Annotated in this window: 21 protein-coding genes; 15 read left to right on the top strand and 6 right to left on the bottom strand. The window is 56.6% G+C overall.

The genetic code is table 11. The annotated features are described in order from the left end of the window. Positions 1–33 precede the first annotated feature (33 nt). The 4 genes from Q1B21_RS04890 (at position 34) to Q1B21_RS04875 (ending at position 4,373) form a co-directional block, all read left to right on the top strand. Positions 34–1,449, top strand: coding sequence for an aminotransferase class V-fold PLP-dependent enzyme (locus Q1B21_RS04890; RefSeq protein WP_299886547.1), 1,416 nt, complete (start codon positions 34–36; stop codon positions 1,447–1,449). Between the two features lie 64 nt (positions 1,450–1,513). Beyond that, positions 1,514–2,599: a histidinol-phosphate transaminase gene (gene hisC, locus Q1B21_RS04885; RefSeq protein ID WP_299886545.1), complete on the top strand. Its 1,086-nt coding sequence runs from the start codon at positions 1,514–1,516 to the stop codon at positions 2,597–2,599. Next, entirely contained in the window at positions 2,596–3,513 is a 918-nt protein-coding gene (locus Q1B21_RS04880) for a prephenate/arogenate dehydrogenase family protein (RefSeq protein ID WP_299886542.1), read from the top strand. Before hisC ends, Q1B21_RS04880 begins: the two co-directional genes overlap by 4 nt. Further along, the gene (locus Q1B21_RS04875) at positions 3,513–4,373 is read left to right on the top strand and encodes an extensin family protein (protein WP_299886539.1); all 861 of its coding nucleotides are present in this window, start codon (positions 3,513–3,515) and stop codon (positions 4,371–4,373) included. Before Q1B21_RS04880 ends, Q1B21_RS04875 begins: the two co-directional genes overlap by 1 nt. Here Q1B21_RS04875 and Q1B21_RS04870 read toward each other — a convergent pair. Continuing rightward, positions 4,370–5,377, bottom strand: a complete 1,008-nt coding sequence (locus tag Q1B21_RS04870; protein ID WP_299886536.1) for a DUF2125 domain-containing protein — start codon at positions 5,375–5,377, stop codon at positions 4,370–4,372. The genes Q1B21_RS04875 and Q1B21_RS04870 overlap by 4 nt on opposite strands. A 61-nt stretch (positions 5,378–5,438) precedes the next feature. Here Q1B21_RS04870 and Q1B21_RS04865 point away from each other — a divergent pair, with 61 nt between their 5' ends. The 3 genes from Q1B21_RS04865 to Q1B21_RS04855 all read left to right on the top strand — a co-directional run bounded on the left by Q1B21_RS04865 (position 5,439) and on the right by Q1B21_RS04855 (position 8,963). Then, entirely contained in the window at positions 5,439–5,969 is a 531-nt protein-coding gene (locus Q1B21_RS04865; RefSeq protein WP_298933925.1) for a gamma-glutamylcyclotransferase, read from the top strand. A 69-nt stretch (positions 5,970–6,038) separates the two neighbouring features. Continuing rightward, complete coding sequence (locus Q1B21_RS04860; protein ID WP_298933923.1) at positions 6,039–7,217, top strand: biopolymer transporter ExbB; 1,179 nt, start codon at positions 6,039–6,041, stop codon at positions 7,215–7,217. 3 nt (positions 7,218–7,220) lie between these two features. Then, positions 7,221–8,963, top strand: a complete 1,743-nt coding sequence (locus Q1B21_RS04855; protein ID WP_299886532.1) for a peptidoglycan -binding protein — start codon at positions 7,221–7,223, stop codon at positions 8,961–8,963. Positions 8,964–8,989: 26 nt separating this feature from the next. Here the strand turns inward: Q1B21_RS04855 and Q1B21_RS04850 are convergent, their stop codons facing one another. The 3 genes from Q1B21_RS04850 to gloB form a co-directional block, all read right to left on the bottom strand. After that, complete coding sequence (locus tag Q1B21_RS04850; protein ID WP_299886529.1) at positions 8,990–9,880, bottom strand: YHYH protein; 891 nt, start codon at positions 9,878–9,880, stop codon at positions 8,990–8,992. 163 nt (positions 9,881–10,043) lie between these two features. Continuing rightward, positions 10,044–12,368 (bottom strand): ATP-dependent Clp protease ATP-binding subunit ClpA, encoded by a 2,325-nt coding sequence (gene clpA, locus Q1B21_RS04845; protein WP_298933916.1) that lies wholly within the window; start codon positions 12,366–12,368, stop codon positions 10,044–10,046. Between the two features lie 172 nt (positions 12,369–12,540). After that, on the bottom strand, positions 12,541–13,308 hold the full coding sequence (gloB, locus tag Q1B21_RS04840) for a hydroxyacylglutathione hydrolase (RefSeq protein WP_299886525.1): 768 nt from the start codon (positions 13,306–13,308) through the stop codon (positions 12,541–12,543). 61 nt (positions 13,309–13,369) lie between these two features. Here gloB and Q1B21_RS04835 point away from each other — a divergent pair, with 61 nt between their 5' ends. The 7 genes from Q1B21_RS04835 to Q1B21_RS04805 all read left to right on the top strand — a co-directional run bounded on the left by Q1B21_RS04835 (position 13,370) and on the right by Q1B21_RS04805 (position 19,744). After that, positions 13,370–14,104, top strand: a complete 735-nt coding sequence (locus tag Q1B21_RS04835; RefSeq protein ID WP_299886522.1) for a class I SAM-dependent methyltransferase — start codon at positions 13,370–13,372, stop codon at positions 14,102–14,104. A 313-nt stretch (positions 14,105–14,417) separates the two neighbouring features. After that, entirely contained in the window at positions 14,418–14,978 is a 561-nt protein-coding gene (locus tag Q1B21_RS04830; protein WP_299886519.1) for a F0F1 ATP synthase subunit delta, read from the top strand. Beyond that, positions 14,979–16,517 (top strand): F0F1 ATP synthase subunit alpha, encoded by a 1,539-nt coding sequence (atpA, locus tag Q1B21_RS04825; protein ID WP_298933910.1) that lies wholly within the window; start codon positions 14,979–14,981, stop codon positions 16,515–16,517. Positions 16,518–16,532: 15 nt separating this feature from the next. Then, a complete protein-coding gene (locus tag Q1B21_RS04820) occupies positions 16,533–17,408 on the top strand; it encodes a F0F1 ATP synthase subunit gamma (RefSeq protein ID WP_298933908.1) in 876 nt (291 codons plus the stop codon). A gap of 20 nt (positions 17,409–17,428) precedes the next feature. Beyond that, positions 17,429–18,853, top strand: a complete 1,425-nt coding sequence (gene atpD, locus Q1B21_RS04815) for a F0F1 ATP synthase subunit beta (protein WP_298933907.1) — start codon at positions 17,429–17,431, stop codon at positions 18,851–18,853. Between the two features lie 12 nt (positions 18,854–18,865). After that, on the top strand, positions 18,866–19,276 hold the full coding sequence (locus Q1B21_RS04810; protein WP_298933904.1) for a F0F1 ATP synthase subunit epsilon: 411 nt from the start codon (positions 18,866–18,868) through the stop codon (positions 19,274–19,276). Between the two features lie 117 nt (positions 19,277–19,393). Then, positions 19,394–19,744, top strand: coding sequence for an H-type lectin domain-containing protein (locus tag Q1B21_RS04805; RefSeq protein ID WP_298933901.1), 351 nt, complete (start codon positions 19,394–19,396; stop codon positions 19,742–19,744). Between the two features lie 163 nt (positions 19,745–19,907). Here the strand turns inward: Q1B21_RS04805 and Q1B21_RS04800 are convergent, their stop codons facing one another. Beyond that, the gene (locus Q1B21_RS04800) at positions 19,908–20,723 is read right to left on the bottom strand and encodes a LysR family transcriptional regulator (RefSeq protein WP_299886514.1); all 816 of its coding nucleotides are present in this window, start codon (positions 20,721–20,723) and stop codon (positions 19,908–19,910) included. An 84-nt stretch (positions 20,724–20,807) separates the two neighbouring features. Here Q1B21_RS04800 and Q1B21_RS04795 point away from each other — a divergent pair, with 84 nt between their 5' ends. Beyond that, on the top strand, positions 20,808–21,221 hold the full coding sequence (locus tag Q1B21_RS04795) for a hypothetical protein (RefSeq protein ID WP_299886510.1): 414 nt from the start codon (positions 20,808–20,810) through the stop codon (positions 21,219–21,221). A 142-nt stretch (positions 21,222–21,363) separates the two neighbouring features. Here the strand turns inward: Q1B21_RS04795 and Q1B21_RS04790 are convergent, their stop codons facing one another. Further along, positions 21,364–22,383 carry a ribose-phosphate pyrophosphokinase gene (locus tag Q1B21_RS04790; RefSeq protein WP_298933896.1) on the bottom strand — a complete coding sequence of 340 codons (1,020 nt, stop codon included), beginning with the start codon at positions 22,381–22,383 and terminating at the stop codon, positions 21,364–21,366. Between the last annotated feature and the right edge of the window lie 15 nt (positions 22,384–22,398).

Raw genomic sequence — 22,398 nt, 5'->3', positions numbered from 1 at the left:
ATCATATTGGTTCTACAGTAAGGAGCCTGTGTTATGACCCTGACCAATTTTCGTGCGGAAATCCAATCCACCACTCACAATTCCAGTCTGCGCGATGGGTTGATCGGAGAGAATGCCCTGATCCCGGGTCTGCATGGGGACGTGCCGCTTGTATATGCGGACTACGTCGCCTCGGGCCGCGCGTTGCGGCAGGTTGAAGATTTCGTAGCCGCGCATGTGTTGCCGTTCTATGCCAACAGCCACACCGAGGCCTCTTACTGCGGTTCGTATATGACGCGGCTTCGGCGTGAGGCGCGCGCAGAAATAGCCCGCATTGTTGGCGCACGGGAAGAAGATGCGGTGATATTTGCCGGATCTGGTGCCACTGCTGGGCTCAATCGGTTGGTCAGTCTGCTGGGAGTGCAGGAGGCTGACCGGCCGATTGTTTTGATCGGTCCATACGAACACCACTCGAACATCCTGCCATGGCGCGAAAGCAAAGCGCAGGTGATAGAAATACCCGAGGCATCTGGCGGAGGTATTGATTTGCAGGTGTTAAAAGACACCTTGAGTGCAAATTCAGGCGCGGATCTGGTGATCGGGTCGTTTTCGGCCGCATCGAACGTGACTGGGATCATCACCGATCCCGACCCGGTGACACGGCTGCTGAAAGCGCATGGCGCGCTGGCCGTCTGGGATTATGCTGGTGGCGGTCCGTATTTGCCGATGGATATGGGGCCACGTGATGCCCGTAAGGATGCAATCGTTGTGTCCCCTCATAAATTTCCAGGCGGGCCGGGTGCATCCGGCGTGCTGGTCGTAGACCGGTCTGTCGTTCAACGCACATGCCCCAGCTGGCCGGGCGGTGGGACCGTTAGCTTCGTCTCGCCCTGGCGGCACGATTACAGCGAAGATCTGTCTGCGCGGGAAGAGGCCGGAACGCCCAATGTCATTGGCGATATTCGTGCGGCACTTGCCTTTATTGTCAAAGACGTGGTTGGCACGGACGAGATCGCCAGGCGCGAAGCTTTGTACAACCGCATGGCGCTGGACGGCTGGAAGGACAATCCGAACCTGACTTTGCTGGGAACGGACAACCCGCATCGCTTGCCGATTTATTCTTTCCTCGTCCGTGACAATGCCGGACAGCCGGTGCATCAACAACTGTTCACACGGATGCTCAGCGATATCTACGGCATTCAGGCACGGGGAGGATGCGCCTGCGCTGGACCTTATGCCCACCGCCTTTTGGACATTGACCAGGCGACCTCGGAAAGATTGCACGCCGAGTTGTCGGCCGGGGAGGAAATGAAGAAACCCGGTTGGGTGCGGCTGAACTTCTCGTATTTGATGAGCGAGGAAACGGTCCAATTCATCATCGACAGTGTCAATGAGCTGTCGCACCGGACCGAAGAGTACGTGCCGTATTACAATGCTGATCCGGCGACGGCCCGCTTCAAGGCCGCCTGACGGAATTGCCGCTTTTCTCAACGCCTTGAGACAGGTATGAGGGGCTCAACTAACGGAGCCTCTCATGACCCAAATTACCCCTCAACCCGGCATTATGGACATTGCGCTGTATCAGGGCGGCCAGTCGCATGTTGCGGGGGTGGAACAGGTTATCAAGCTGAGTTCCAACGAAAACCCGTTCGGCCCCAGTCCCAAGGCGATTGAAGCCGCTCGCGACAGCGCGGCCACATTACATCGTTATCCCAACACAGACCACGCGAGCCTGCGCGCGGCCATCGGTGATGTGCACGGGCTTGACCCGGCACAGGTCATCTGCGGTGTCGGCAGCGACGAAGTGCTGCAATTTGTAGCCCAGGCCTATGCGGGACCGGGGGACGAGGTCATCTATACCGAGCACGGGTTTTCGATGTACCCAATCATCGCGCGTATGGCGAGCGCGACACCGGTTATGGTGGCTGAGCGCGACCGAAAGGTCGATGTCGATGCTATTTTGGATGCGGTGACGCCACAGACAAAAATCGTTTTTGTAACCAACCCCGGTAACCCGACTTCGACCATGATTTCCGAAGCAGAATTGGGGCGTCTGGCCCAGGGTTTGCCTGACCATTGCCTGATGGTGCTCGACGGTGCTTATACGGAATTCGTCGACGGGTTTGATGGCGGTGCGTCATTGGTTGACCGCTTTGAGAACGTGATCATGACGCGGACCTTTTCCAAAGTGTATGGCTTGGGCGGTATGCGGGTCGGTTGGGGATATGCGCGGAAGCCGATTATCGATGTGCTGAACCGGGTACGCCAGCCATTCAACCTGTCGCTGACCGCACTTGCTGCGGCAGAAGCTGCGATTAACGATACCGAGTTCCTAGAGTTCTGCAAATCTGAGAACGCGCGCCTTAGGGTTTGGATGGCGGATGAACTGGCGAAGATTGGCGTGCCCTCTGATCCATCCAGCACCAATTTCATTCTCGCGCGCTTTGCAGATCAGGCCGAGGCCGAGGCTTGTGACGACCACCTTAAAACGCAGGGTTTGATCGTGCGACGTGTTGCGGGTTACAACCTGCCAAACGCTTTACGGATCACTGTGGGCGATGAAGAAGCCTGTCGCCGTGTTGTCGCGGCTGTCGCTGCGTTCAGAAGGGGTGCTGCATGAGCCAGATTTATGACCGCGTGGCGCTGATTGGTTTGGGCTTGATTGCTTCGTCCATGTACTGGGCGATCAAACGCGCAGGCCTTGCGAACGAGGTTACAGGCTTTGCCCGGTCCACGGCGACCCGGGAAACCGCCCGCCGCATTGGGCTGTGCGACCGGGTATGCGACACTGCGCAAGAAGCTGTCCAGGGTGCCGATCTGGTTGTTCTATGCGTACCCGTGGGGGCAATGGCCGCAGTTGCGAAAGACATCGCGCCGGTTCTGAAGCCAGGCGCAACAGTGTCAGATGTAGGGTCTGTAAAGCGCCACGTCATAAAATCTGTGGCTCCGCACATCCCCGAAGGCGTGCATTTTATCCCGGCCCACCCGTTGGCGGGGACGGAACATTCGGGTCCGGAATCCGGCTTTGCCGAATTGTTCGACAACCGTTGGAGTTTGCTGGTTCCAGTCGATGGGTCCGACCCGGACGCCATCGCCCGATTGCGCGCGTTTTGGGAAGGCTTGGGATCAAACGTCGATGAGATGGACGCCGACCATCATGATCTCGTTTTGGCCGTGACCTCTCATGCGCCGCACTTGATTGCTTACACGATGGTGGGTGTAGCCGATGATCTGCGGCGGGTGACCGATAGCGAGGTCATCAAGTACTCGGCAGCGGGCTTTCGTGATTTCACCCGTATTGCTGCCTCTGATCCGACCATGTGGCGCGATGTGTTCCTAACCAACAAGGACGCAACACTAGAGATCCTGGGGCGTTTCACCGAGGAGTTGTTTGCGTTGCAACGGGCAATTCGAACCGGCGACGGTGAGCAATTGTTTGACTATTTCACCCGTACCCGCGCCATTCGGCGCGGTATCATCGACGCGGGTCAGGATACCGATGCGCCGGATTTCGGTCGCGGAAAGGCAAGCTGATGAGAGTTTTGGGGGGAAGACTACTAATCGGAGTTGCAGTCATCTGGGCCTCAGCGCCTCAGGCGATGCCATTGGAACAGTCGTTGATACCGGTCGCACGACCGGCGATCTATTCAGGCGGAGCATCAATTGTCCCCGTCGCCGTCCAGAGCGCGTCGGTCCAAGTGAGCGCCATCCCCAAATTGCGCCCTGAATTGCGACCAGCCTCGCCGCAGGTTGCGGCCTTTACCGCGCGGCCGTCGGATTTGCCCTTGTTGGCACCCGACATATCTCTGTTGCCGTACATGCGGCCCAAGTCGCTGGAACAAGAGGTGCTGTTCAAGAAACGGAAATTGCGTAAGAGCTCGGTGTGTGGCGACATCGCTATTCAAGGCAAAGCCGTTGGAAGGGTTCCGGGGAAAATCAAGGCGTGCGGAGTTAAGGACGCTGTTCAGATCACCTCGATCTCGGGTGTGAAGCTAAGCCGCCCGTCGACAATGGATTGCGGAACGGCAATTGCGCTGAACAAGTGGGTGGATAAGTCAGTCAAGCCAACCTTCAAGCGGCGGGGTCCGATCGTCCAGTTGCAGGTGGCTGCACATTATGCGTGTCGCACCCGCAACAACCGCAAAGGCGCCCGTGTTTCCGAGCATGGCAAAGGGCGCGCCATAGATATCTCGGGTTTTGTGATGGCAGATGGCGAAGTGGTGAGCGTGTATCAGGGATGGCGTAAGAACCCATCCCAAAAACAACTCAAGAAAGTCTGGCGCGGCGCGTGCGGACCCTTTGGTACTGTGTTGGGGCCGAACTCAGATCACTACCACCGCGACCATTTCCATCTGGACACAGCACGCTATCGCAGCGGTCCATACTGCCGCTAGCGCAGGATCAGGCGAGGGGCAGGCCCAAGTGGAAGCGGCCCCAACGCAACGAATCCATCACGAAAGTTCAGCTGCAGATCCAGCGCATTGGGGTTGCCACCCAAGCCGGCCAGAAAATTCAGGGCGCGCGTCACAGGGTCAACGGCCTGATCGGGCAGGGCGCCCGCAGCATTCGCCATTGCGATCATATCGCGCCAGTTCTCTGCTTTGATCGCGATCTCGCCAGTTGGGATACCCTGGGTGTCGACATCAAGCTCTCCGGCCGCAAACAACCTTAACTCGCCCCACTTGATTTCAGCCAGATTCAGATCGATTTGCGTCGGCTGCGGGCGGCTCTGCTCTAGCGCGGAGCGGTCCCATGGCCTGTCGAACGTGGCGACCATATCCAACTCCAGCGTATCGAACGCCTGCGGTAGCGACGCGGCTGACTTCATCAGGCTGCGCAGGTCATCCCCGGGCGTGAAGCCGTCCACTTTCCCCGAAATCATATAGGCCTCGGGAACGGCCGTTTGCTCCATGATAAGCCCGAGTGTGCTTCCGGCGGCCAGCGTTTCTGTGTCTTCGGTGATCATCCATGGCCCCGCTGTCAGGGCCATTTTCTCAAGCATCAAGGCAACGCCGGGCTGCAATTGAAGCTCGGCCTGAAGCGCATCTGCCTCAATGGTTGAAGTCTGATCATAGTAGGACAAGCGCTGCGGCGTTTCGGCAAAGCGCAAAACCTGCCGTCCGGGCCAGATTGCGGGGCTTTGGAATTCGATCCAATCCGCGCTCCAGGCCGTACCGTTCACCGGATCCGCCAGCGCAGGATTGTTCAACCGGGTGAGATGATGCGCGGGATAGCCAGCGGTGGCGACATCCGAGAAATCGGCCTGCCAGCCCAGGTCTTGCTGTTGGTCGAACCAGCTTGTGATCGCATTGCGCAGGCCATACCCGGCAACGAACCAGTAGGCGCTCCATGCGAGAGCCGCAAAAATGATCACTCGTATCAGACGGCGCATGCGCATTGGCCCTTTTTCCTGCCTTGGATTTGATGTTTATAGGCCGAAACGGGCAAGGACCAGTGCAATGACGATGTGGGTTTTCGGTTATGGATCTCTGCTGTGGAATCCGGGCTTTCCTGTGGCCCGCAGCGAACGCGCGACGTTGCACGGTTATGCGCGGTCATTTTGCATGAGCTCGATCCACCACCGCGGGACAGAAGAAAACCCGGGCCTTGTCTTGGCGTTGGACGAACAGGCCGAGGCTCAGTGCAAAGGGTTGGCTCTGGCGGTGGAATCCGGGCACGAAGACCGTACATTACAAGAACTACGCGAACGCGAACTAATCTCGTCGGCCTATGTTGAACGAATGCTGGATGTTCATCTGGACAATGGCGAGGCTGTGAATGCCGTGACATATGTGATTGATGGCGATCATGTTCAATATTGCGGCGGTATGCCGTTAGAGGATCAGGCCCAGATCATCGCCCACGCGGTTGGCGGGCGCGGCCCTAACACCGAATATCTGTACAATACAGCCGAACATCTGACCGAGATCGGCTTACACGATCCGGATCTTGAGTGGTTGTCGCAACGGGTGCGCAAGCTTACCGCATAAACTCTTGGCGTCACCGGCGTAATTTCGCTAGATTCGGCCCAGAGCAGGCAAATATCGGGAACAACGCGCATGGCGCAGGCACATCAGGGCGCGAGACCCCATTTCTCGCATCCCATTCGGCAGATTGTGATGATGTTGATCGCAATCGGCCTTGCAGGGCTGGGGATATTCATGGCGCTGCCCTATGTGCTGCCGGTGTTTTTCGCGAACCCGTATCTGAACGGGTTTATTCTGTTGGTCTTTGTTATCGGTGTGTTCGCCTGTTTCTATCAGGTCACGCAGCTTATCGGCTCGGTCCGATGGATCGAGGCATTCGTTGGCGGGGTGGTCCGTGAAGACGCCCGCACGCCCCAACTGTTGGCACCGCTGGCGTCGCTTTTGCGGGAACGGGGCGCACGGTCTCAGATCAGTTCAACATCGACACGCTCGATCCTTGATTCCGTGGCGGAACGGGTCGAGGAAGAACGCGAGATTACGCGCTATATCACCAACGTCCTGATCTATCTGGGTCTTTTGGGAACGTTTTTCGGTCTGGCCACGACCGTGCCGGCCATTGTCGACACTATCCGCAGCCTTAATCCGCAAGAGGGCGAAGAAGGGCTGGCCGTATTCAACCGCCTCATGACCGGGCTTGAGGCGCAGTTACAGGGTATGGGCGTCGCCTTTGGCTCGTCTTTGCTGGGTCTGGCCGGGTCACTGATTGTGGGCCTTCTTGAAGTGTTTGCCGGGCACGGCCAAAACCGTTTCTACCGTGAGCTGGAAGAATGGCTGTCTGGTATCACCCGCGTCGGATTTGCCTCGGGTGAGGATGGCGGTGCCGAGATTGCTGTGCTGACGCCGGTTCTTGATGCGATGTCAGAACAGATGGATGCGTTGCAGTCGATGTTTATTTCGCAGGAAACTGAGAGGGCAGACGTTTCAGCAAAGCTAAGCCAATTGGTCGATGTAATTGGCGACATGAACTTGCGTCAGGCAGACAGCGAAGGCGTGACTGCCGCGCTGGAACGGATCGCGTTGGGCCAGGACGCGTTGTTGGATCATTTGCGCGATCACGGGTCAGGCGAAGGGATTGACGCCGAAAGCCGCATGCGCTTGCGATCCATGGATGTCCAATTGCTGCGCATTCTGGAAGAGATTTCCGCCGGACGGCAGGAAAGCATGAACGAACTGCGAAAGGATCTTGAACTGTTGGTCAAAGCGATGACCCTGCCGCGCGGCGCGGTGCGCACCGCGCCGGAAGGGGAGTAACCCATGGCGCTGTCCCGCCGCACCGGCCAACGATTCCAAGGCTCTATCTGGCCCGGCTTCGTGGATGCGATGACGGGCTTGCTGATGGTGCTGATCTTCGTGCTGACCATCTTCATGGTGGTACAGTTTGTTCTGCGCGAAACCATCTCGGGGCAAGAAGATGAGTTGACGGCCCTGTCAGATGAAGTGGCTGCGCTGGCGGGCGCCCTTGGTCTGGAAGAACGCGAAAATAGTCGATTGGAAGCTCGACTCGGGGCGCTTACGACGACACTCTCGCAGGCCGAAGGTGATCTGGCGCAAGCGCAGTCACTGATCGCATCACTGACGACCGAGAGGGACCGGCAAGCGGCGGCATTGGATCAGGCCCAAACCCGTATCACAGATTTCGAAGCGCAGGTCGCGGCCTTGTTGTCTGATCAGGAACGGGCGTTGGGTGATATCGCTGCTTTGGAAAACCAGCGCGAACAACTACTTAGCGCGCAAGAAGCGCTGAACCTTGCACTTGCCCAAAGCCGCGACGAGATTGACGCACAGGCTGAAGCAGCGCGTTTGGCGGCGTCGCGTCGCGAGGCACTGGAAGCACTGATTGCTGATCTAGAGCAATCCGAAGCGGAACGTGTGGCCCAGATTTCAGAACTGGAACAGAACCTGAGCGACGAAGAAGCGGCCCGCTTGGCGGAAGCTGCGGCTGCGGAAAACCTGCGCAATCGGTTGCAGAGCGCAGATGCTGAGTTGACGGCCATGACCCTTGCGCTGGAGGCGCAGCGCAAGGAGGCCGAGGAAACCCTGACCTTGTTGGCTGCTGCGCAAGCTGCCAGAGCTGAGCTTGAACGCCAGTTTGGGGAACTGAACAACGAGGAACTTCAAGCGCAGTTGCAGGCCGCTCTTGCGGCGCGGACAAAGGCGCAAGTCGACGCGGATGAGCAAAGATCATTAGCGGATCAACGAGAGGCCCTGCTGGCCGTCGCGCGCGAAACAATTTCGGCAGAGAAGACAATCTCTGCTAAAGCACAACGCGAGGCTGCCTTATTGAACCAACAGATCGCAGCTTTACGAGGACAGTTGGGGTCTTTGCAGGCCCTGCTGGACGATTTCGAAGAACGCAACGCAGCCTCAGAAGTTCAAATTCAGACATTGGGTCAGGACCTGAACGCGGCATTGGCACGGGCCGCCTCGGAAGAGCGCCGCCGCCGATTACTGGAAGAGGCCGAGCGTATTCGACTTGAGGCGGAAGCGGAATCCCTTGCCGGTGAAAATCAGGAGCTGACGGCGCAGGCCGCAGACCTTGAACGCTATCGCTCCGAGTTTTTCGGCAGGTTGCGCGATGTTCTGGGCAATCAGGAGGGCGTCCGGATCGAGGGGGACCGGTTTGTCTTTTCCTCGGAAGTTCTGTTCGATACCGGCTCGGCGGTTTTGTCAGCGGAAGGGCGTCAGGAAGTCGCCAAAGTAGCCAACATCTTGCGTGGTGTGGCGGCCGAAATTCCATCCGGCCTGAACTGGGTCATTCGGGTCGACGGTCATACGGATAACGTGCCTTTGGGCGGTGGTGGTCGATATCGTGACAACTGGGAGCTTAGCCAGGGTCGTGCCTTGTCAGTGGTGCGCTACATGGTCGACGCGCTGGGCATACCGCCGAACCGATTGGCGGCCAACGGGTTCGGCGAGTTCCAACCCGTCAACCCGGCCAACACGCCCGAAGCCCGTGCGCAGAACCGTCGGATCGAACTGAAGCTCACCGAACGATGAAATAGTTGGTTTTCTGAGACTTCAGACTATTGACGCCCAAAACGGAAACTTTTGTCCGGTGTTCCGGCAAAGCACCTTGGGATCACCGGGTAGTTTTCGGTCAGGAAATAGGCATAGGTTCCAGATGGATATTCGGCTGAAACAGTAAACGCGCCGTTACACTGATCCAATGTCCCGCTGCCCTGAACATAGGCATAGTCCTCGTTGAACGTGCCATCATATCGACCGTCCGGTTGGTTGCCCCCTGGCCGATTGCCGGATTTCAAACGGTAAGATGAGGTCATTTGGATCACCTGGCCGTCAATCACACCAGTCATGGCATAAATCGGATAGCCATCGGCAGCGTACCCAATCAGGGGCGAGTGCTTGACAGGTGACCAGTCATGCAGTTCGATCAATCCGGTCGGGACGCCGTGATAGTGATATTTTCCATTTGGCTGAACATGCGCATAGTTCGCGTCAAGACCCAGAGCAATCGCTCCACCCAAGGCATTGTAAGACCACCCTGAGCGTTGATCCCCGTGCCAGAATTCTGCTGCCAGTGGATCAAAAGTCACCCCGGTCAGCGAGACGCCAAAATTCCAACCCATTTGTAACGGTGTTCTGGATCCGGTCGATTTTGGATTTGCCGGAATGTTCAGTTTTACATTCTGAGTGGAAATGCTGTGTGGATTTCCGCGGTTGGGAAACTGCCCAACAAGGTGGTCAGGAATGCCGTTGCCAGTCAGGCGCAGCTTAGATGCCGTTTCTTTGATTTCGGATTGATTGGTGCCTGGGTCGACCGTTGCAGGCACAAGGTTGATCGGTCTGGTTTCGGTTTCGTCATGATAGCGAAACCTATGCTGTGCCGTCGCTACGGCCGCGCTAACAGATGCCAAAATAGCGACACCCCAAATCATGGTTTTTTTCCTGTGCATTCCCAAACTCCTCAGATGACCGTGTACTAGGACTAAACGTATGGAGTTTCAGTTTCCGTCGCGCAGACAAGATACAGTGTCAGATTTGACCCAGACCAAAACGCAAAGCCGCCCGGCGCTGGTCAGCGGCCGGGCGGTTCTTGATAAATTTTGGTCGGTTAGATCAGTCTGCCGTCAGCAATGGCGGCTTGTCGCCCGGGATACGCCGCTGATCGGGCCCCAAGATTTCTAGGTCCAGCTCACCTTTCTTGACCGATACCCGCACCACACCGCCTTTGGCCAGCTTCCCGAACAAAAGCTCTTCGGCGAGCGGTTTTTTGATATGCTCTTGAATGACGCGCCCAAGAGGTCGCGCGCCCATCTTGTCATCATATCCTTTGTCGGCCAGCCAGGCAGCCGCCTTGGTCGTCAGATCGATGGTCACACCGCGATCCAGCAATTGCGCTTCAAGCTGCAAGACGAATTTCTCGACCACTTGCAGAATGACCTCTTTCGGCAATGGTGCGAAGGAGATTACGGCATCCAGACGGTTGCGGAATTCCGGCGTGAACATGCGTTCGATCGCTGCGGTATCCTCACCCTCGCGACGATCACGGGCAAAGCCGATGGCGGCCTTGGCCTGTTCCTGCGCACCTGCGTTTGAAGTCATGATCAGGACAACGTTGCGGAAATTCACCGTACGGCCGTTGTGATCGGTCAATTCACCGTGGTCCATCACTTGCAACAGGATGTTGAACACATCCGGGTGCGCCTTTTCGATCTCGTCCAGAAGCAACACACAATGCGGGTGTTGATCGACACCGTCAGTCAGCAGGCCACCCTGATCGAAGCCTACATATCCCGGAGGTGCGCCGATCAGGCGGCTGACCGCGTGTTTTTCCATGTACTCGGACATATCAAAGCGCAGCAATTCGACCCCCAAAGTATCGGCCAGTTGCTTTGCGACCTCAGTCTTCCCGACACCAGTTGGTCCCGCGAACAGGTAGTTGCCAATTGGTTTTTCGGGCTCACGCAGACCGGCGCGCGCCAGTTTGATCGCGCTTGAGAGCGCTTCGATGGCCAGATCCTGACCAAACACCACGCGTTTCAGAGATGCTTCCAGGTCTTTCAGAACCTCGGCATCGTCTTTGGTGACGTTCTTCGGCGGAATGCGCGCAATCTTGGCCACCACAGCTTCGATCTCCTTGACGCCGATGGTTTTGCGACGCTTGCTTTCTGCGACCAGATGCTGGGCGGCGCCAGCCTCGTCGATTACATCGATGGCTTTGTCCGGCAATTTGCGATCATTGATGTAGCGCGCAGACAGCTCAACCGCTGTCTTGATTGCATCTGCGGTATATTTGATCTCGTGATGCTTCTCAAAATAGGGCTTGAGGCCGCGCAGAATCTTTACGCTGTCTTCAACCGTAGGCTCGTTTACATCGATCTTCTGGAACCGGCGGGACAGGGCACGGTCTTTCTCAAAGTGCTGACGGAACTCTTTATACGTCGTCGACCCCATGGTCCGCAGCTTGCCGCCCTGAAGCGCAGGCTTCAGCAGGTTCGAGGCATCCATAGCACCGCCTGAGGTGGCGCCAGCACCGATGACAGTATGAATTTCATCAATGAAAAGCACCGCATCCGGGTGGTCTTCCAGCTCGGTGACCACCGCCTTGAGGCGCTCTTCGAAATCGCCGCGATAGCGGGTCCCGGCCAACAACGCGCCCATATCGAGCGAATAGATCGTTGTTTCGGAGAGCACGTCGGGTGCTTCGCCCTGTACAATCTTATAGGCCAGACCTTCGGCTATGGCTGTTTTGCCAACACCGGGGTCGCCAACCAGAAGCGGGTTGTTCTTGCGACGGCGGCAAAGCACCTGAATGCAACGTTCCACCTCGTCGGCCCGGCCGATCAAGGGGTCTACATCGCCAGCGCGGGATTTTGCATTCAGATCGACGCAGTATTTTCCGAGTGCGCTTTCTTTCTGTTCTGCCTCGCCGGAACCCGCCTGCGCCTCTTCCTCGACCTGATCCGCACCGGAGACGGACCGGCTTTCGCCATATGCTGGGTCCTTGGCAACGCCATGGGCGATGAAATTGACCGCGTCGTAACGGGTCATGTCCTGTTCTTGAAGGAAATAGGCCGCATTGCTTTCGCGCTCGGCAAAGATCGCAACCAGTACATTTGCTCCGGTAACTTCGGTTCGGCCAGAACTTTGGACATGGATGGCGGCGCGCTGAATAACACGTTGGAAAGCTGCAGTCGGGACAGCTTCGGATCCGTCGATATCCGTGACCAGATTGGACAGGTCCTCATCAATGAACTCGACCAGAGTGCTGCGCAGCTCGTCCAGATCAACGCTGCAAGCTTTCATGACGCGGATAGCGTCAGGTTCTTCCAAAAGCGCCAGTAGCAGATGTTCTAGCGTTGCAAATTCGTGGCGCCGCTCATTCGCAGCTGCCAAGGCCGCGTGAATGGCTTGTTCTAATGTGCTCGAGAATGAAGGCACGCGGGTGCTCCTCTGTCTTGGGTCGGAAGGGGCGGGCTTCGGCCGGATCCCCATCCCAACCATGTCCTCATACTATTAGAGTTTGGTTGATCGTGGCCCGGCTTCAAGGGTTTTCTTTCACTTGACAGTCACATTTCCTGTGACCGTGGCCGTGAAGAGGGCGAAATAGGCACTAAAACCTGTCTTTTCTAGACCGGATCTCGGCAAAAACTTTGGCTGGGTCCGAGTTTTCCATGCCTAAATGCGCTTGAATCGCCGGATCTGCCGCCCGCAAGAAGGGATTTGTAGCCTTTTCCAAAGCCAGATTTGAAGGAACCGTGGGTATTCCCGCTGCACGCGCACGATCAATTTCAACTACGCGGTCCTGCAAAGCCAAATTGTCCGGATCGATTGTCAGGGCGAATCTGGCATTGGATTGGGTGTATTCATGCCCCGAACATACCAGCGTGTCGTCGGGCAGGGCGGCTAGTTTGCTTAGAGAAGACCACATTTGAGGGGCAGTGCCTTCAAAAAGACGCCCGCATCCAAGGGCCATCAGGCTGTCGGCTGTAAACACGACTTTGCTGTTAGGTAGGTAAAAGGCCACATGGCCTACAGTGTGGCCTGAGACATCCAGAACCTCGACCGGTTCGCCGCCGATTTCAAATCTATCCCCTTCAGCAACCTGCAAGTTCAGGGGCGGCAGGCGGTGGGCATCTGCCGCAGCGCCTACCACTTCTGCCGGATGGGCTTCAAGAATAGCAGCAAGGCCATCAACGTGATCCCAGTGGTGATGGGTCAGAAGAATGTGGCTCAACTGCCAGTTCCGCTCATTCAGCGCGGTAAGAATCGGTTCTGCCTGCGGCGCGTCGACAAGCGCTGTGTCGCCACTGACACGGTCGTGGGCGAGAAAAGCGTAATTGTCGCTGAGGCACGGGATGGTGACGATCTCAAGAGGCATGGCCTTTTGCCCTTTCGTTGCTAGACTGCACTCAGCTAAGCCGATTGACCGGGTGTCCGCAATGCATCTTGATGTGCAGGATCTGAGGAATTTCTATTACCGCAGCACGTTAGGGCGTGCTGCGCAGGCGGCAATACGTGGCCGCCTGACAGATCTGTGGCCCGAGGCAAAAGGTCAGACTGTTGCTGGTTTTGGGTTTGCGGTGCCGCTACTGCGCCCCTACCTGAAGGAGGCGCGGCGTGTGATCGGCCTCATGCCCGGCCCGCAAGGTGTTATGCCGTGGCCAGCCGGGATGCCGAATGTTTCGGTTCTGACGGAAGAAACGCTCTGGCCCATCGAGACCGGTCATGTGGACAAGTTGGTGGTGATGCACGGGCTGGAAACCTCAGAACGACCTACTCAGCTGTTAGAAGAATGCTGGCGCGTTCTGGGTCCAGGCGGGCGGGCGCTGTTTATTGTGCCGAACCGGGCCGGGTTATGGTCACGATCGGACCGAACCCCGTTCGGCTATGGGCGACCCTATTCGGCCTCACAACTGGAAAACCAGTTAAAGGCCCATCACTTCCTGCCGGGGTCTCATTGTTCCGCCTTGTACATGCCGCCATCTTTCAAGCGTTACTGGTTGAAATCTGGCAGCCTGATCGAAAAAACCGGACAGCGGTTACCGACGGTCATGGCAGGTGGCGTCCTGATCGTGGAAGCGACCAAACACATACGACCGCCGGGTGGCAACGTGACCAAAGACTCCGAAAAACGACCGATAGAAGCACTCGATGGATTGCTGAAGCCTGCCTGATGAACCGAGCCTTCATAAGATCCGTTGAAGGCAAAATCATGAGGGAAAAAAGTCACAGGAATCGCAAAAACCTGCAATTTCGTAACATTTTTCAACTGGTGTGCCTGAACCAAAGGGTCGCACTTGCCTTAAGTGTATGAATTAAAACGTTTTGTGGATAACACTGTGATGGTTATAATATATTGCTAGCTTGGTTCGGCTCTGCTACATCCCCGTTGATTTTGATCCCCGGCCTTTTGGACGGGGTTTCTTCACGCCCCCGGGGTAGCTGCCGCAACGCGAATTCGGGGCCCAAAATATCGGAAGGGTGGACGTGTCCGAACCAGCTTCGATTTCCACAGGCATTGCCATGCGCTATGCCACCGCGATCTTCGAGATCGCCAAAGAGAATAAAGACCTCGCAGGTCTGGAAACCGGCATCAATGATCTGGCAGCAGCTTTGGGCGACAGTGCCGACTTGCGCGACCTGATTGCGTCGCCGCTGGTGTCTCGCGCAGAACAGGAATCAGCCATTACCGCGATTGCCGACAAGATGGGGCTGCATGCCATCCTGCGCAATACGCTGGGCCTGATGGCGCAGAAACGCCGTCTGTTCGTTGTACCGCAACTGGTGAACGTCCTGCGCGACATGCTGGCAGACGAACGCGGCGAAGTGACTGCCGATGTTGCCTCGGCCAAGGCGCTTACCAAGACGCAAATGGAAAAACTTTCCAAGACGCTGTCCGAGCGTGTTGGCAAAAACGTAACAATCAATGCGACCGTTGATGAAAGCCTCATCGGCGGTCTTGTCGTTAAAGTGGGCTCGAAGATGATCGATAGCTCGATCCGGTCGAAGCTCAACTCCCTACAGAATGCAATGAAAGAGGTCGGATAAATGGGAATCCAAGCTGCAGAGATTTCTGCAATCCTAAAGGACCAGATCAAAAGCTTTGGTCAGGAAGCCGAAGTGGCCGAAATTGGTCGCGTGCTGAGCGTCGGTGACGGGATTGCCCGTGTATATGGCCTCGATAACGTTCAGGCCGGTGAAATGGTCGAGTTCCCGGGTGGCATCATGGGGATGGCCCTGAACCTGGAAAGCGACAACGTTGGTGTCGTTATTTTTGGTTCTGACCGTGACATCAAAGAAGGTGACACTGTTAAGCGCACCAACTCGATCGTGGACGTGCCAATCGGCAACGGTCTGTTGGGTCGGGTCGTTGACGGTCTGGGTAACCCGCTGGACGGCAAAGGCCCCATCGAATCCACCGAGCGTGGCGTCGCAGACGTCAAAGCGCCGGGCATCATCCCGCGCAAATCGGTACACGAGCCGATGGCAACCGGCCTGAAATCGGTTGACGCGATGATCCCGATTGGCCGTGGCCAGCGAGAACTGATCATTGGTGACCGCCAGACCGGCAAAACCGCTGTTGCTCTGGACGCGATCCTGAACCAGAAGGTCTACAACGAAGCGGCTGGCGACGACGAGTCGAAGAAGCTGTACTGTGTTTACGTTGCTGTTGGGCAAAAGCGTTCGACTGTTGCTCAGTTGGTAAAGAAACTGGAAGAATCCGGTGCGATTGATTACTCGATTGTTGTGGCCGCGACCGCGTCCGATCCGGCGCCGATGCAGTTCCTTGCACCCTACGCAGCGACCGCGATGGCAGAATTCTTCCGTGACAATGGCCGCCACGCGCTGATCATCTATGATGACCTGTCCAAACAGGCTGTATCTTATCGTCAGATGTCGCTGCTGCTGCGCCGTCCGCCCGGACGTGAAGCCTATCCTGGCGACGTTTTCTATCTCCACTCCCGCCTGCTGGAGCGTTCGGCGAAGCTGAACGAAGACTTCGGTGCTGGTTCGCTGACCGCGCTGCCGGTTATCGAAACGCAAGGTGGTGACGTTTCGGCGTTTATTCCGACCAACGTGATTTCGATTACCGACGGCCAGATCTTCCTGGAAACCGAACTGTTCTATCAGGGCATCCGCCCTGCTGTGAACACCGGTCTGTCGGTTTCGCGTGTGGGCTCTTCGGCTCAGACCAACTCGATGAAGTCGGTTGCCGGTCCAGTTAAGCTGGAACTGGCTCAGTACCGCGAAATGGCTGCGTTTGCGCAGTTTGGTTCCGACCTTGACGCCGCGACCCAGCAGCTGCTGAACCGTGGTGCGCGTCTGACCGAGCTGATGAAGCAGCCGCAGTACTCGCCGCTGACCAACGCTGAAATCGTCTGTGTCATCTTCGCCGGTACCAACGGTTACCTCGACAAGATCGACGTGTCCGATGTTGGCCGTTACGAAGCTGGCCTGCTGGCGCATCTGCGCGGCAAGCACGCCGACTTGCTCCAGTGGATCACCGACGAAGATCCCAAGATCAAGGGCGATGCTTCTGACAAGATCAAGGCTGCGATTGACGAATACGCCGCAACCTTCGCTTAAGGGAGAGGCGGGCATATGCCAAATCTTAAGGATCTTAAAAACAGGATCGAGTCGGTCAAGTCGACCCGCAAGATCACCAAGGCCATGCAGATGGTCGCGGCTGCAAAACTGCGCCGCGCCCAGGAATCTGCCGAAGCCTCGCGCCCCTATGCCGCACGGTTCAATGCCGTGATGGCGGGGCTGGCGGCATCGGTCGGGGGCAGCGACAGCGCCCCCAAGCTGCTCCGTGGGACGGGCAGTGATGATGTCCATCTGCTTGTCGTCATGACAGCTGAACGCGGCCTGTGTGGCGGCTTCAACTCGAACATTGCCAAGCTGGCCCGCGCCAAAGCCTATGAGCTGCAAGCAAAGGGCAAAACGGTTAAAATTCTGACGGTCGGCAAGAAAGGTCGCGACGCGATCAAACGCGAATATGGCGATCTGTTCGTGGGCCATGTCGATCTGAGCGAAGTTAAGCGTTTGGGGTATACCAACGCGCAAGACATCGCAAAGGACGTGCTGTCCCGTTTCGACGGGGGTGAGTTCGACGTTGCCACGATCTTCTATTCGAAGTTCGTCAACGTTGTGACGCAGATCCCGACGGCACAGCAGATAATCCCTGCCTCGTTCGAGGATATCGAGGGTGACGACAGCGGCGCGGTGTTCGATTACGAGCCGAGCGAAGAAGCCATTCTGGCTGATTTGCTGCCTAAGGGGGTTGCGACTGCGATCTTCTCAGGCTTGCTCGAAAACGGGGCCTCGGAACAGGGTGCACGGATGTCTGCAATGGACAACGCGACACGCAACGCGGGTGAAATGATCGACAAGCTGACGATCCAGTTCAACCGTTCGCGTCAGGCCGTGATCACCAACGAGCTGATTGAAATCATTTCCGGCGCTGAGGCGCTGTAGAGACAAACCGGAGACGAAACATGGCGAATGCAAAAGGCAAAGTCACACAGATCATCGGGGCCGTCGTTGACGTGCACTTCGATGACGCACTGCCTGAAATTCTGAACGCGCTGGAAACCACCAACAACGGCAAGAAGCTGGTTTTGGAGGTTGCACAGCACCTGGGCGAAAACACTGTCCGTACCATTGCAATGGACGCAACCGAAGGTCTGGTCCGTGGCGAAGCCGTAACCGACACCGGCGCACCGATCGCGGTTCCGGTCGGTAACGCGACCCTGGGACGGATCCTGAACGTTGTGGGCGAGCCCATCGACGAAAAAGGCCCAGTGGAAACCAAAGAAACTCGCGCCATCCACCAGGATGCGCCGGATTTCTCGGATCAGGCCACTGAATCCGAAGTTCTGGTCACAGGCATCAAGGTTGTGGATCTGCTGGCCCCCTACGCCAAAGGCGGTAAGATCGGCCTGTTCGGCGGTGCCGGCGTTGGTAAAACCGTTCTGATCATGGAACTGATCAACAACATCGCAAAAGTGCACTCGGGCGTGTCCGTGTTCGCGGGTGTTGGTGAACGGACCCGTGAAGGCAACGACCTGTACCACGAGATGATCGAATCCGGCGTTATCGTTCCTGATAAGCTGGAAGATTCGAAAATTGCACTGGTTTACGGCCAGATGAACGAGCCTCCGGGTGCGCGCATGCGGATCGCTCTGTCGGGTCTGACCTTGGCGGAACAATTCCGTGATGCAACCGGAACCGACGTTCTTTTCTTTGTCGACAACATCTTCCGCTTTACGCAGGCGGGTTCCGAGGTTTCGGCTCTTCTGGGTCGTATTCCTTCGGCTGTGGGCTATCAGCCGACACTGGCGACCGACATGGGCGCGATGCAGGAACGGATCACCTCGACCAAATCAGGCTCGATCACCTCGGTGCAGGCCGTTTATGTTCCTGCGGATGACTTGACTGACCCTGCGCCGGCCACATCGTTTGCGCACCTGGACGCGACAACCGTTCTGAACCGTGCGATCTCGGAAAAGGGTATTTACCCCGCGGTTGACCCGCTCGACTCGACTTCTCGCCTGCTTGACCCGGCCATCGTTGGTGAAGAGCACTATACCGTTGCGACCGACGTTCAGCAGATCCTTCAGCGCTACAAATCGCTGCAGGATATCATCGCCATTCTTGGTATGGACGAACTGTCGGAAGAAGACAAACTGACCGTGGCCCGTGCCCGTAAGATTGAACGTTTCCTGTCGCAGCCGTTCGATGTGGCCGAGGTCTTCACCGGTTCGCCCGGCGTTCAGGTTGCTCTCGATGTCACCATCGCGTCGTTCAAAGCCGTTGTCGCCGGCGAATACGACCACCTGCCCGAGGCAGCCTTCCTGATGGTTGGCGGCATCGATGAAGTGATCGCAAAAGCCGAAAAGATGGCAGCAGAAGCCGCCTAAGGAGCACACCTGATGGCAAACACGATGCAATTCGACCTCGTCAGCCCCGAGCGAAGCCTTGCTTCGCTTGAGGTCAGCGCGGTCCAGCTTCCCGGCGCCGACGGGGATATGACGGCAATGCCCGATCATGCCCCGACGATTACCACGCTACGCCCAGGTCTGTTGAAGGTCGAGGCACCCGAAGGGTCCAGCGAATATCTGGTCACCGGCGGGTTTGCTCAGATCAACGGCGACAGCCTGTCGGTTCTGGCTGAAAAGGCCATTCCTGTGGCCGAAGTGACCCGGTCGCGTCTGGACGATCTGATCGCCGAGGCCCGCACCTCGCATGATGCTGCTAAAGAGGGGCAGGATCAGTCTGTTGTCGACGATGCGGCCAAGCTGCTGGCTGATATGGAAGCTCTTGGAACGCATATGAGCCTGTAAGCGTCTCTGTGCACTATGTTTTCTTTAGACGGCCCTGCGTTTGCGGGGCCGTTTTTTGTCGTGCGTTCGCCATAAGGTCGGGGTAGGCTGCAAGAATTGAATGAAAATGATGCAAGAATGAAAACGTTTAAATCCCATCCCATTGGCATTGATCAGGGCGAAGAAGTTCTATTTTCGGAATTCGCCGATGGCGGACAGATGTGGACAGGCGATGGCCCGCGTGAACGTAGGACTGAAATTGCGTTCAGCCAGCCTTTCCGGTCAGTTCCGGTCGTCCAGATTGGTGTGTCACTGTGGGACGTGGACACGTCCTCTGCCTTGCGCGCCGAAGTACAGGCCGAGGAGGTTACGGCAGAAGGATTCTATGCTGTATTCCGAACCTGGTCAGACACGCGCATCGCCCGCATTCGAGTCGCCTGGACTGCAATTGGCGAAGTGGCAAATGAAGATGACTGGGACATTTCTTAGCTAGAATCTAGCACAAGTCCCGCTCAGCCTCGCAGAGCTGGATCTTTAGTGATGGCGAACGTCCGCCAGCGATCAAAGCAACCTTCACTTCAATTCCGACGTTCATGACAGACAAGAGCGATGCAGCAAACAGGCTGTTCGACACTGCGCAGTTTTGTTGCATCTAAGTCGGAAACAGTCTTTCGGCCAATCCTTTTGCGAAGGCAGATTTGCGATGTGAAATACCGGTCGTGCGAGTACCGGCATCTGCATCGAGCAATGGCAACAGCTTGATGTCGTCGCGCCCATCTCCGTGTGACTGCGGCACAAAAGCAATTCCCAACCCAGCCCCTATCAGATCCAGTAGTTGCATGTCGTTTGTAGCGTGTGCCGCGACAGACAACCGAGAAGGCACAAGCTCGATGCGATCGGCATTCGGGCAATATGGCCGGTGGATCAGCGGGGCATCCTCGAGATCTGCCAAATGCACTCCTGGCAATGAAGCGAGCGGATGGAAGCGTGCGACGGCGATGCGAAATGGTTCTTCTGCCAGCTTGGCAAATACGTGGCCTTCTGGAACACACTTATCAGACAGATAGGCAAGATCGCTGTCTCGGGCATTCTCAGTAAAGCTGAAGATCAGGGTAGGAGTACTTCTCCGCAGACTGCTCAGCCCGGGCGCGATCCCTTGGATCAGAATGTCCGGGGCGCAATGAACTCGGACCGTTTGTTGTGGCTGGTCGCACAGGCGGGTCTCCAATGTGGACAAATGAGTAACGCTTTGCTCTGCTTCGTAGTAGAGCCTGTGCGCCAGCGGTGTCGGCGTCAGTCCGCTCTTTGATCGCTTGAACAGAGGCGTGCTCAGCCTGTCTTCCAGCTTTTGGATTGCCGCAGAGACCGTTGGCTGGCTGACACCGTTTACACGCGCCGCTTGGCTAAACGTTCCTGTCTCAAATGCGCTTGTAAAGTAGCGCAATGTGTTCAGATCGATCATAGTCATTGCCTATATCATAGATAGATATAACGGCAATTTTCAAATACATTGAGCGGCGGCAGATTGGCATGGCCACAACAAAGGGAATCTATGACCATGCAGTTGACCTCCGTTAAGCTGGAACAAACAGTCATTGGACAGGCGCTTACAAAATTTATCTTCGGCGATGCCTCGCTTTTTGAGTTGATCTCGGATGACATTGATTTTCGCATCGAACATTTCCGCGACGAGACGGACACGAGTTGGCAACGGGCCAATTCTCGCGAAACCTTGATGGCGGTGATCACGCAACTCGGTCAGGAAGTGTTCCCTAAAGGAACCGAAGCTCTTGGGCTTGAAGTTTTCGCGTTAGGAGATGGCTGGCATCTGACCCGTTTTGAACAGCAGTTTTTCTATGGCTTAAGGCAGCGCGACGTTGTCAGTCGCACAATTATTGTTTCACACGAAACGGATGGTTTGCTGGATTTCTTTCGAGAGACAGTCACAGCTGTTACGAATGTTTGACTGACTTATGGCCTCTTGAACCACGAAGCCGACAATGACGATGTAAACGCGTAGGTCCGCTTTGCAGGCAATCATTGTCTTATGAAGTCAGAATTTCATAGCGTTGGCGGCGAGGCTCGAAATACTCTGCCGCCCCGCCCGGTTAGTCCATGTGATACATCGACTCGTAAATCGGAGTCAGCGTTTTGTCCTCGAACAAGGACGAAACGCTTGTCCCGTTCCAGATGTTGAGGATCGCTTGGGTGAAGATCGGAGCTGTTGGCACGATGCGGATGTTTTTCGCTTTGGTAATGTCTTTGGTTGGTTGGATCGAATCTGTCAGCACCAGCGATTTCATGACAGAATTCGTGACCCGCTCGACTGCGGGGCCGCTCATGACGCCGTGGGTGATGTAGGAATGAACTTCCTTGGCACCGTTATCCATTAGAACCTGTGCTGCCTTGCAGAGCGTTCCGGCTGTATCGCACATATCGTCGACGATCAGGCAGATCTTGTCTTTGACTTCCCCGATCACAGTCATTTCGGCTATTTCGCCCGCTTTTTCGCGGCGCTTGTCTACGATCGACAGCGGAGCGTTGATGCGTTTTGCCAGCTCACGCGCACGGGCCACGCCGCCAACGTCGGGCGAGACGACCATTATTTCGTCGAGTTGATCCTTGAACTGGGTCTTTACATCCAGCGCAAAAATGGGTGAGGCATAAAGGTTGTCTACCGGGATATCAAAGAAGCCCTGGATCTGGGCAGCGTGGAGATCCATGGTCAGAACCCGCTCGATTCCGGCACCGGTCAGCATGTTGGCAACAAGCTTGGCGCTGATCGGTGTACGGGCTTTGGTGCGACGATCCTGACGGGCGTAACCGAAGTAAGGGATCACCGCAGTGATACGTGAGGCCGACGACCGACGCAGCGCGTCAGCTATGATCAGCAGTTCCATCAGATTGTCATTCGCCGGGTTCGAGGTCGGCTGGATAATGAACATATCCTCGCCGCGGACGTTCTCGAACACTTCGACAAAAATCTCTCCGTCGTTGAACCGTTCGACCCTCGCATCGACCAGACCTTGGTCAACACCGCGATACAGGCTCATGCGGCGGGCAATGGTTTCGGCAAGCGGAAGATTTGCGTTCCCAGCGATCAGCTTGGGTTCGTTGAGTGTCGGCATCGGCTGAGGTCCCCG

Origin of the sequence: uncultured Ruegeria sp., from assembly GCF_947504215.1 — a bacterium.
Taxonomy (GTDB): domain Bacteria; phylum Pseudomonadota; class Alphaproteobacteria; order Rhodobacterales; family Rhodobacteraceae; genus Ruegeria.
This window is presented reverse-complemented; position numbering and strand designations above follow the sequence as displayed.

Bases quoted from the DNA above. Each gene is read 5' to 3' on its own strand.
- Q1B21_RS04890 (WP_299886547.1), top strand. From the start codon at position 34: ATGACCCTGACCAATTTTCGTGCGGAAATCCAATCCACCACTCACAAT.
- hisC (WP_299886545.1), top strand. From the start codon at position 1,514: ATGACCCAAATTACCCCTCAACCCGGCATTATGGACATTGCGCTGTAT.
- Q1B21_RS04880 (WP_299886542.1), top strand. From the start codon at position 2,596: ATGAGCCAGATTTATGACCGCGTGGCGCTGATTGGTTTGGGCTTGATT.
- Q1B21_RS04875 (WP_299886539.1), top strand. From the start codon at position 3,513: ATGAGAGTTTTGGGGGGAAGACTACTAATCGGAGTTGCAGTCATCTGG.
- Q1B21_RS04870 (WP_299886536.1), bottom strand. From the start codon at position 5,377: ATGCGCATGCGCCGTCTGATACGAGTGATCATTTTTGCGGCTCTCGCA.
- Q1B21_RS04865 (WP_298933925.1), top strand. From the start codon at position 5,439: ATGACGATGTGGGTTTTCGGTTATGGATCTCTGCTGTGGAATCCGGGC.
- Q1B21_RS04860 (WP_298933923.1), top strand. From the start codon at position 6,039: ATGGCGCAGGCACATCAGGGCGCGAGACCCCATTTCTCGCATCCCATT.
- Q1B21_RS04855 (WP_299886532.1), top strand. From the start codon at position 7,221: ATGGCGCTGTCCCGCCGCACCGGCCAACGATTCCAAGGCTCTATCTGG.
- Q1B21_RS04850 (WP_299886529.1), bottom strand. From the start codon at position 9,880: ATGCACAGGAAAAAAACCATGATTTGGGGTGTCGCTATTTTGGCATCT.
- gloB (WP_299886525.1), bottom strand. From the start codon at position 13,308: ATGCCTCTTGAGATCGTCACCATCCCGTGCCTCAGCGACAATTACGCT.
- Q1B21_RS04835 (WP_299886522.1), top strand. From the start codon at position 13,370: ATGCATCTTGATGTGCAGGATCTGAGGAATTTCTATTACCGCAGCACG.
- atpA (WP_298933910.1), top strand. From the start codon at position 14,979: ATGGGAATCCAAGCTGCAGAGATTTCTGCAATCCTAAAGGACCAGATC.
- Q1B21_RS04820 (WP_298933908.1), top strand. From the start codon at position 16,533: ATGCCAAATCTTAAGGATCTTAAAAACAGGATCGAGTCGGTCAAGTCG.
- atpD (WP_298933907.1), top strand. From the start codon at position 17,429: ATGGCGAATGCAAAAGGCAAAGTCACACAGATCATCGGGGCCGTCGTT.
- Q1B21_RS04810 (WP_298933904.1), top strand. From the start codon at position 18,866: ATGGCAAACACGATGCAATTCGACCTCGTCAGCCCCGAGCGAAGCCTT.
- Q1B21_RS04805 (WP_298933901.1), top strand. From the start codon at position 19,394: ATGAAAACGTTTAAATCCCATCCCATTGGCATTGATCAGGGCGAAGAA.
- Q1B21_RS04800 (WP_299886514.1), bottom strand. From the start codon at position 20,723: ATGACTATGATCGATCTGAACACATTGCGCTACTTTACAAGCGCATTT.
- Q1B21_RS04795 (WP_299886510.1), top strand. From the start codon at position 20,808: ATGACCATGCAGTTGACCTCCGTTAAGCTGGAACAAACAGTCATTGGA.
- Q1B21_RS04790 (WP_298933896.1), bottom strand. From the start codon at position 22,383: ATGCCGACACTCAACGAACCCAAGCTGATCGCTGGGAACGCAAATCTT.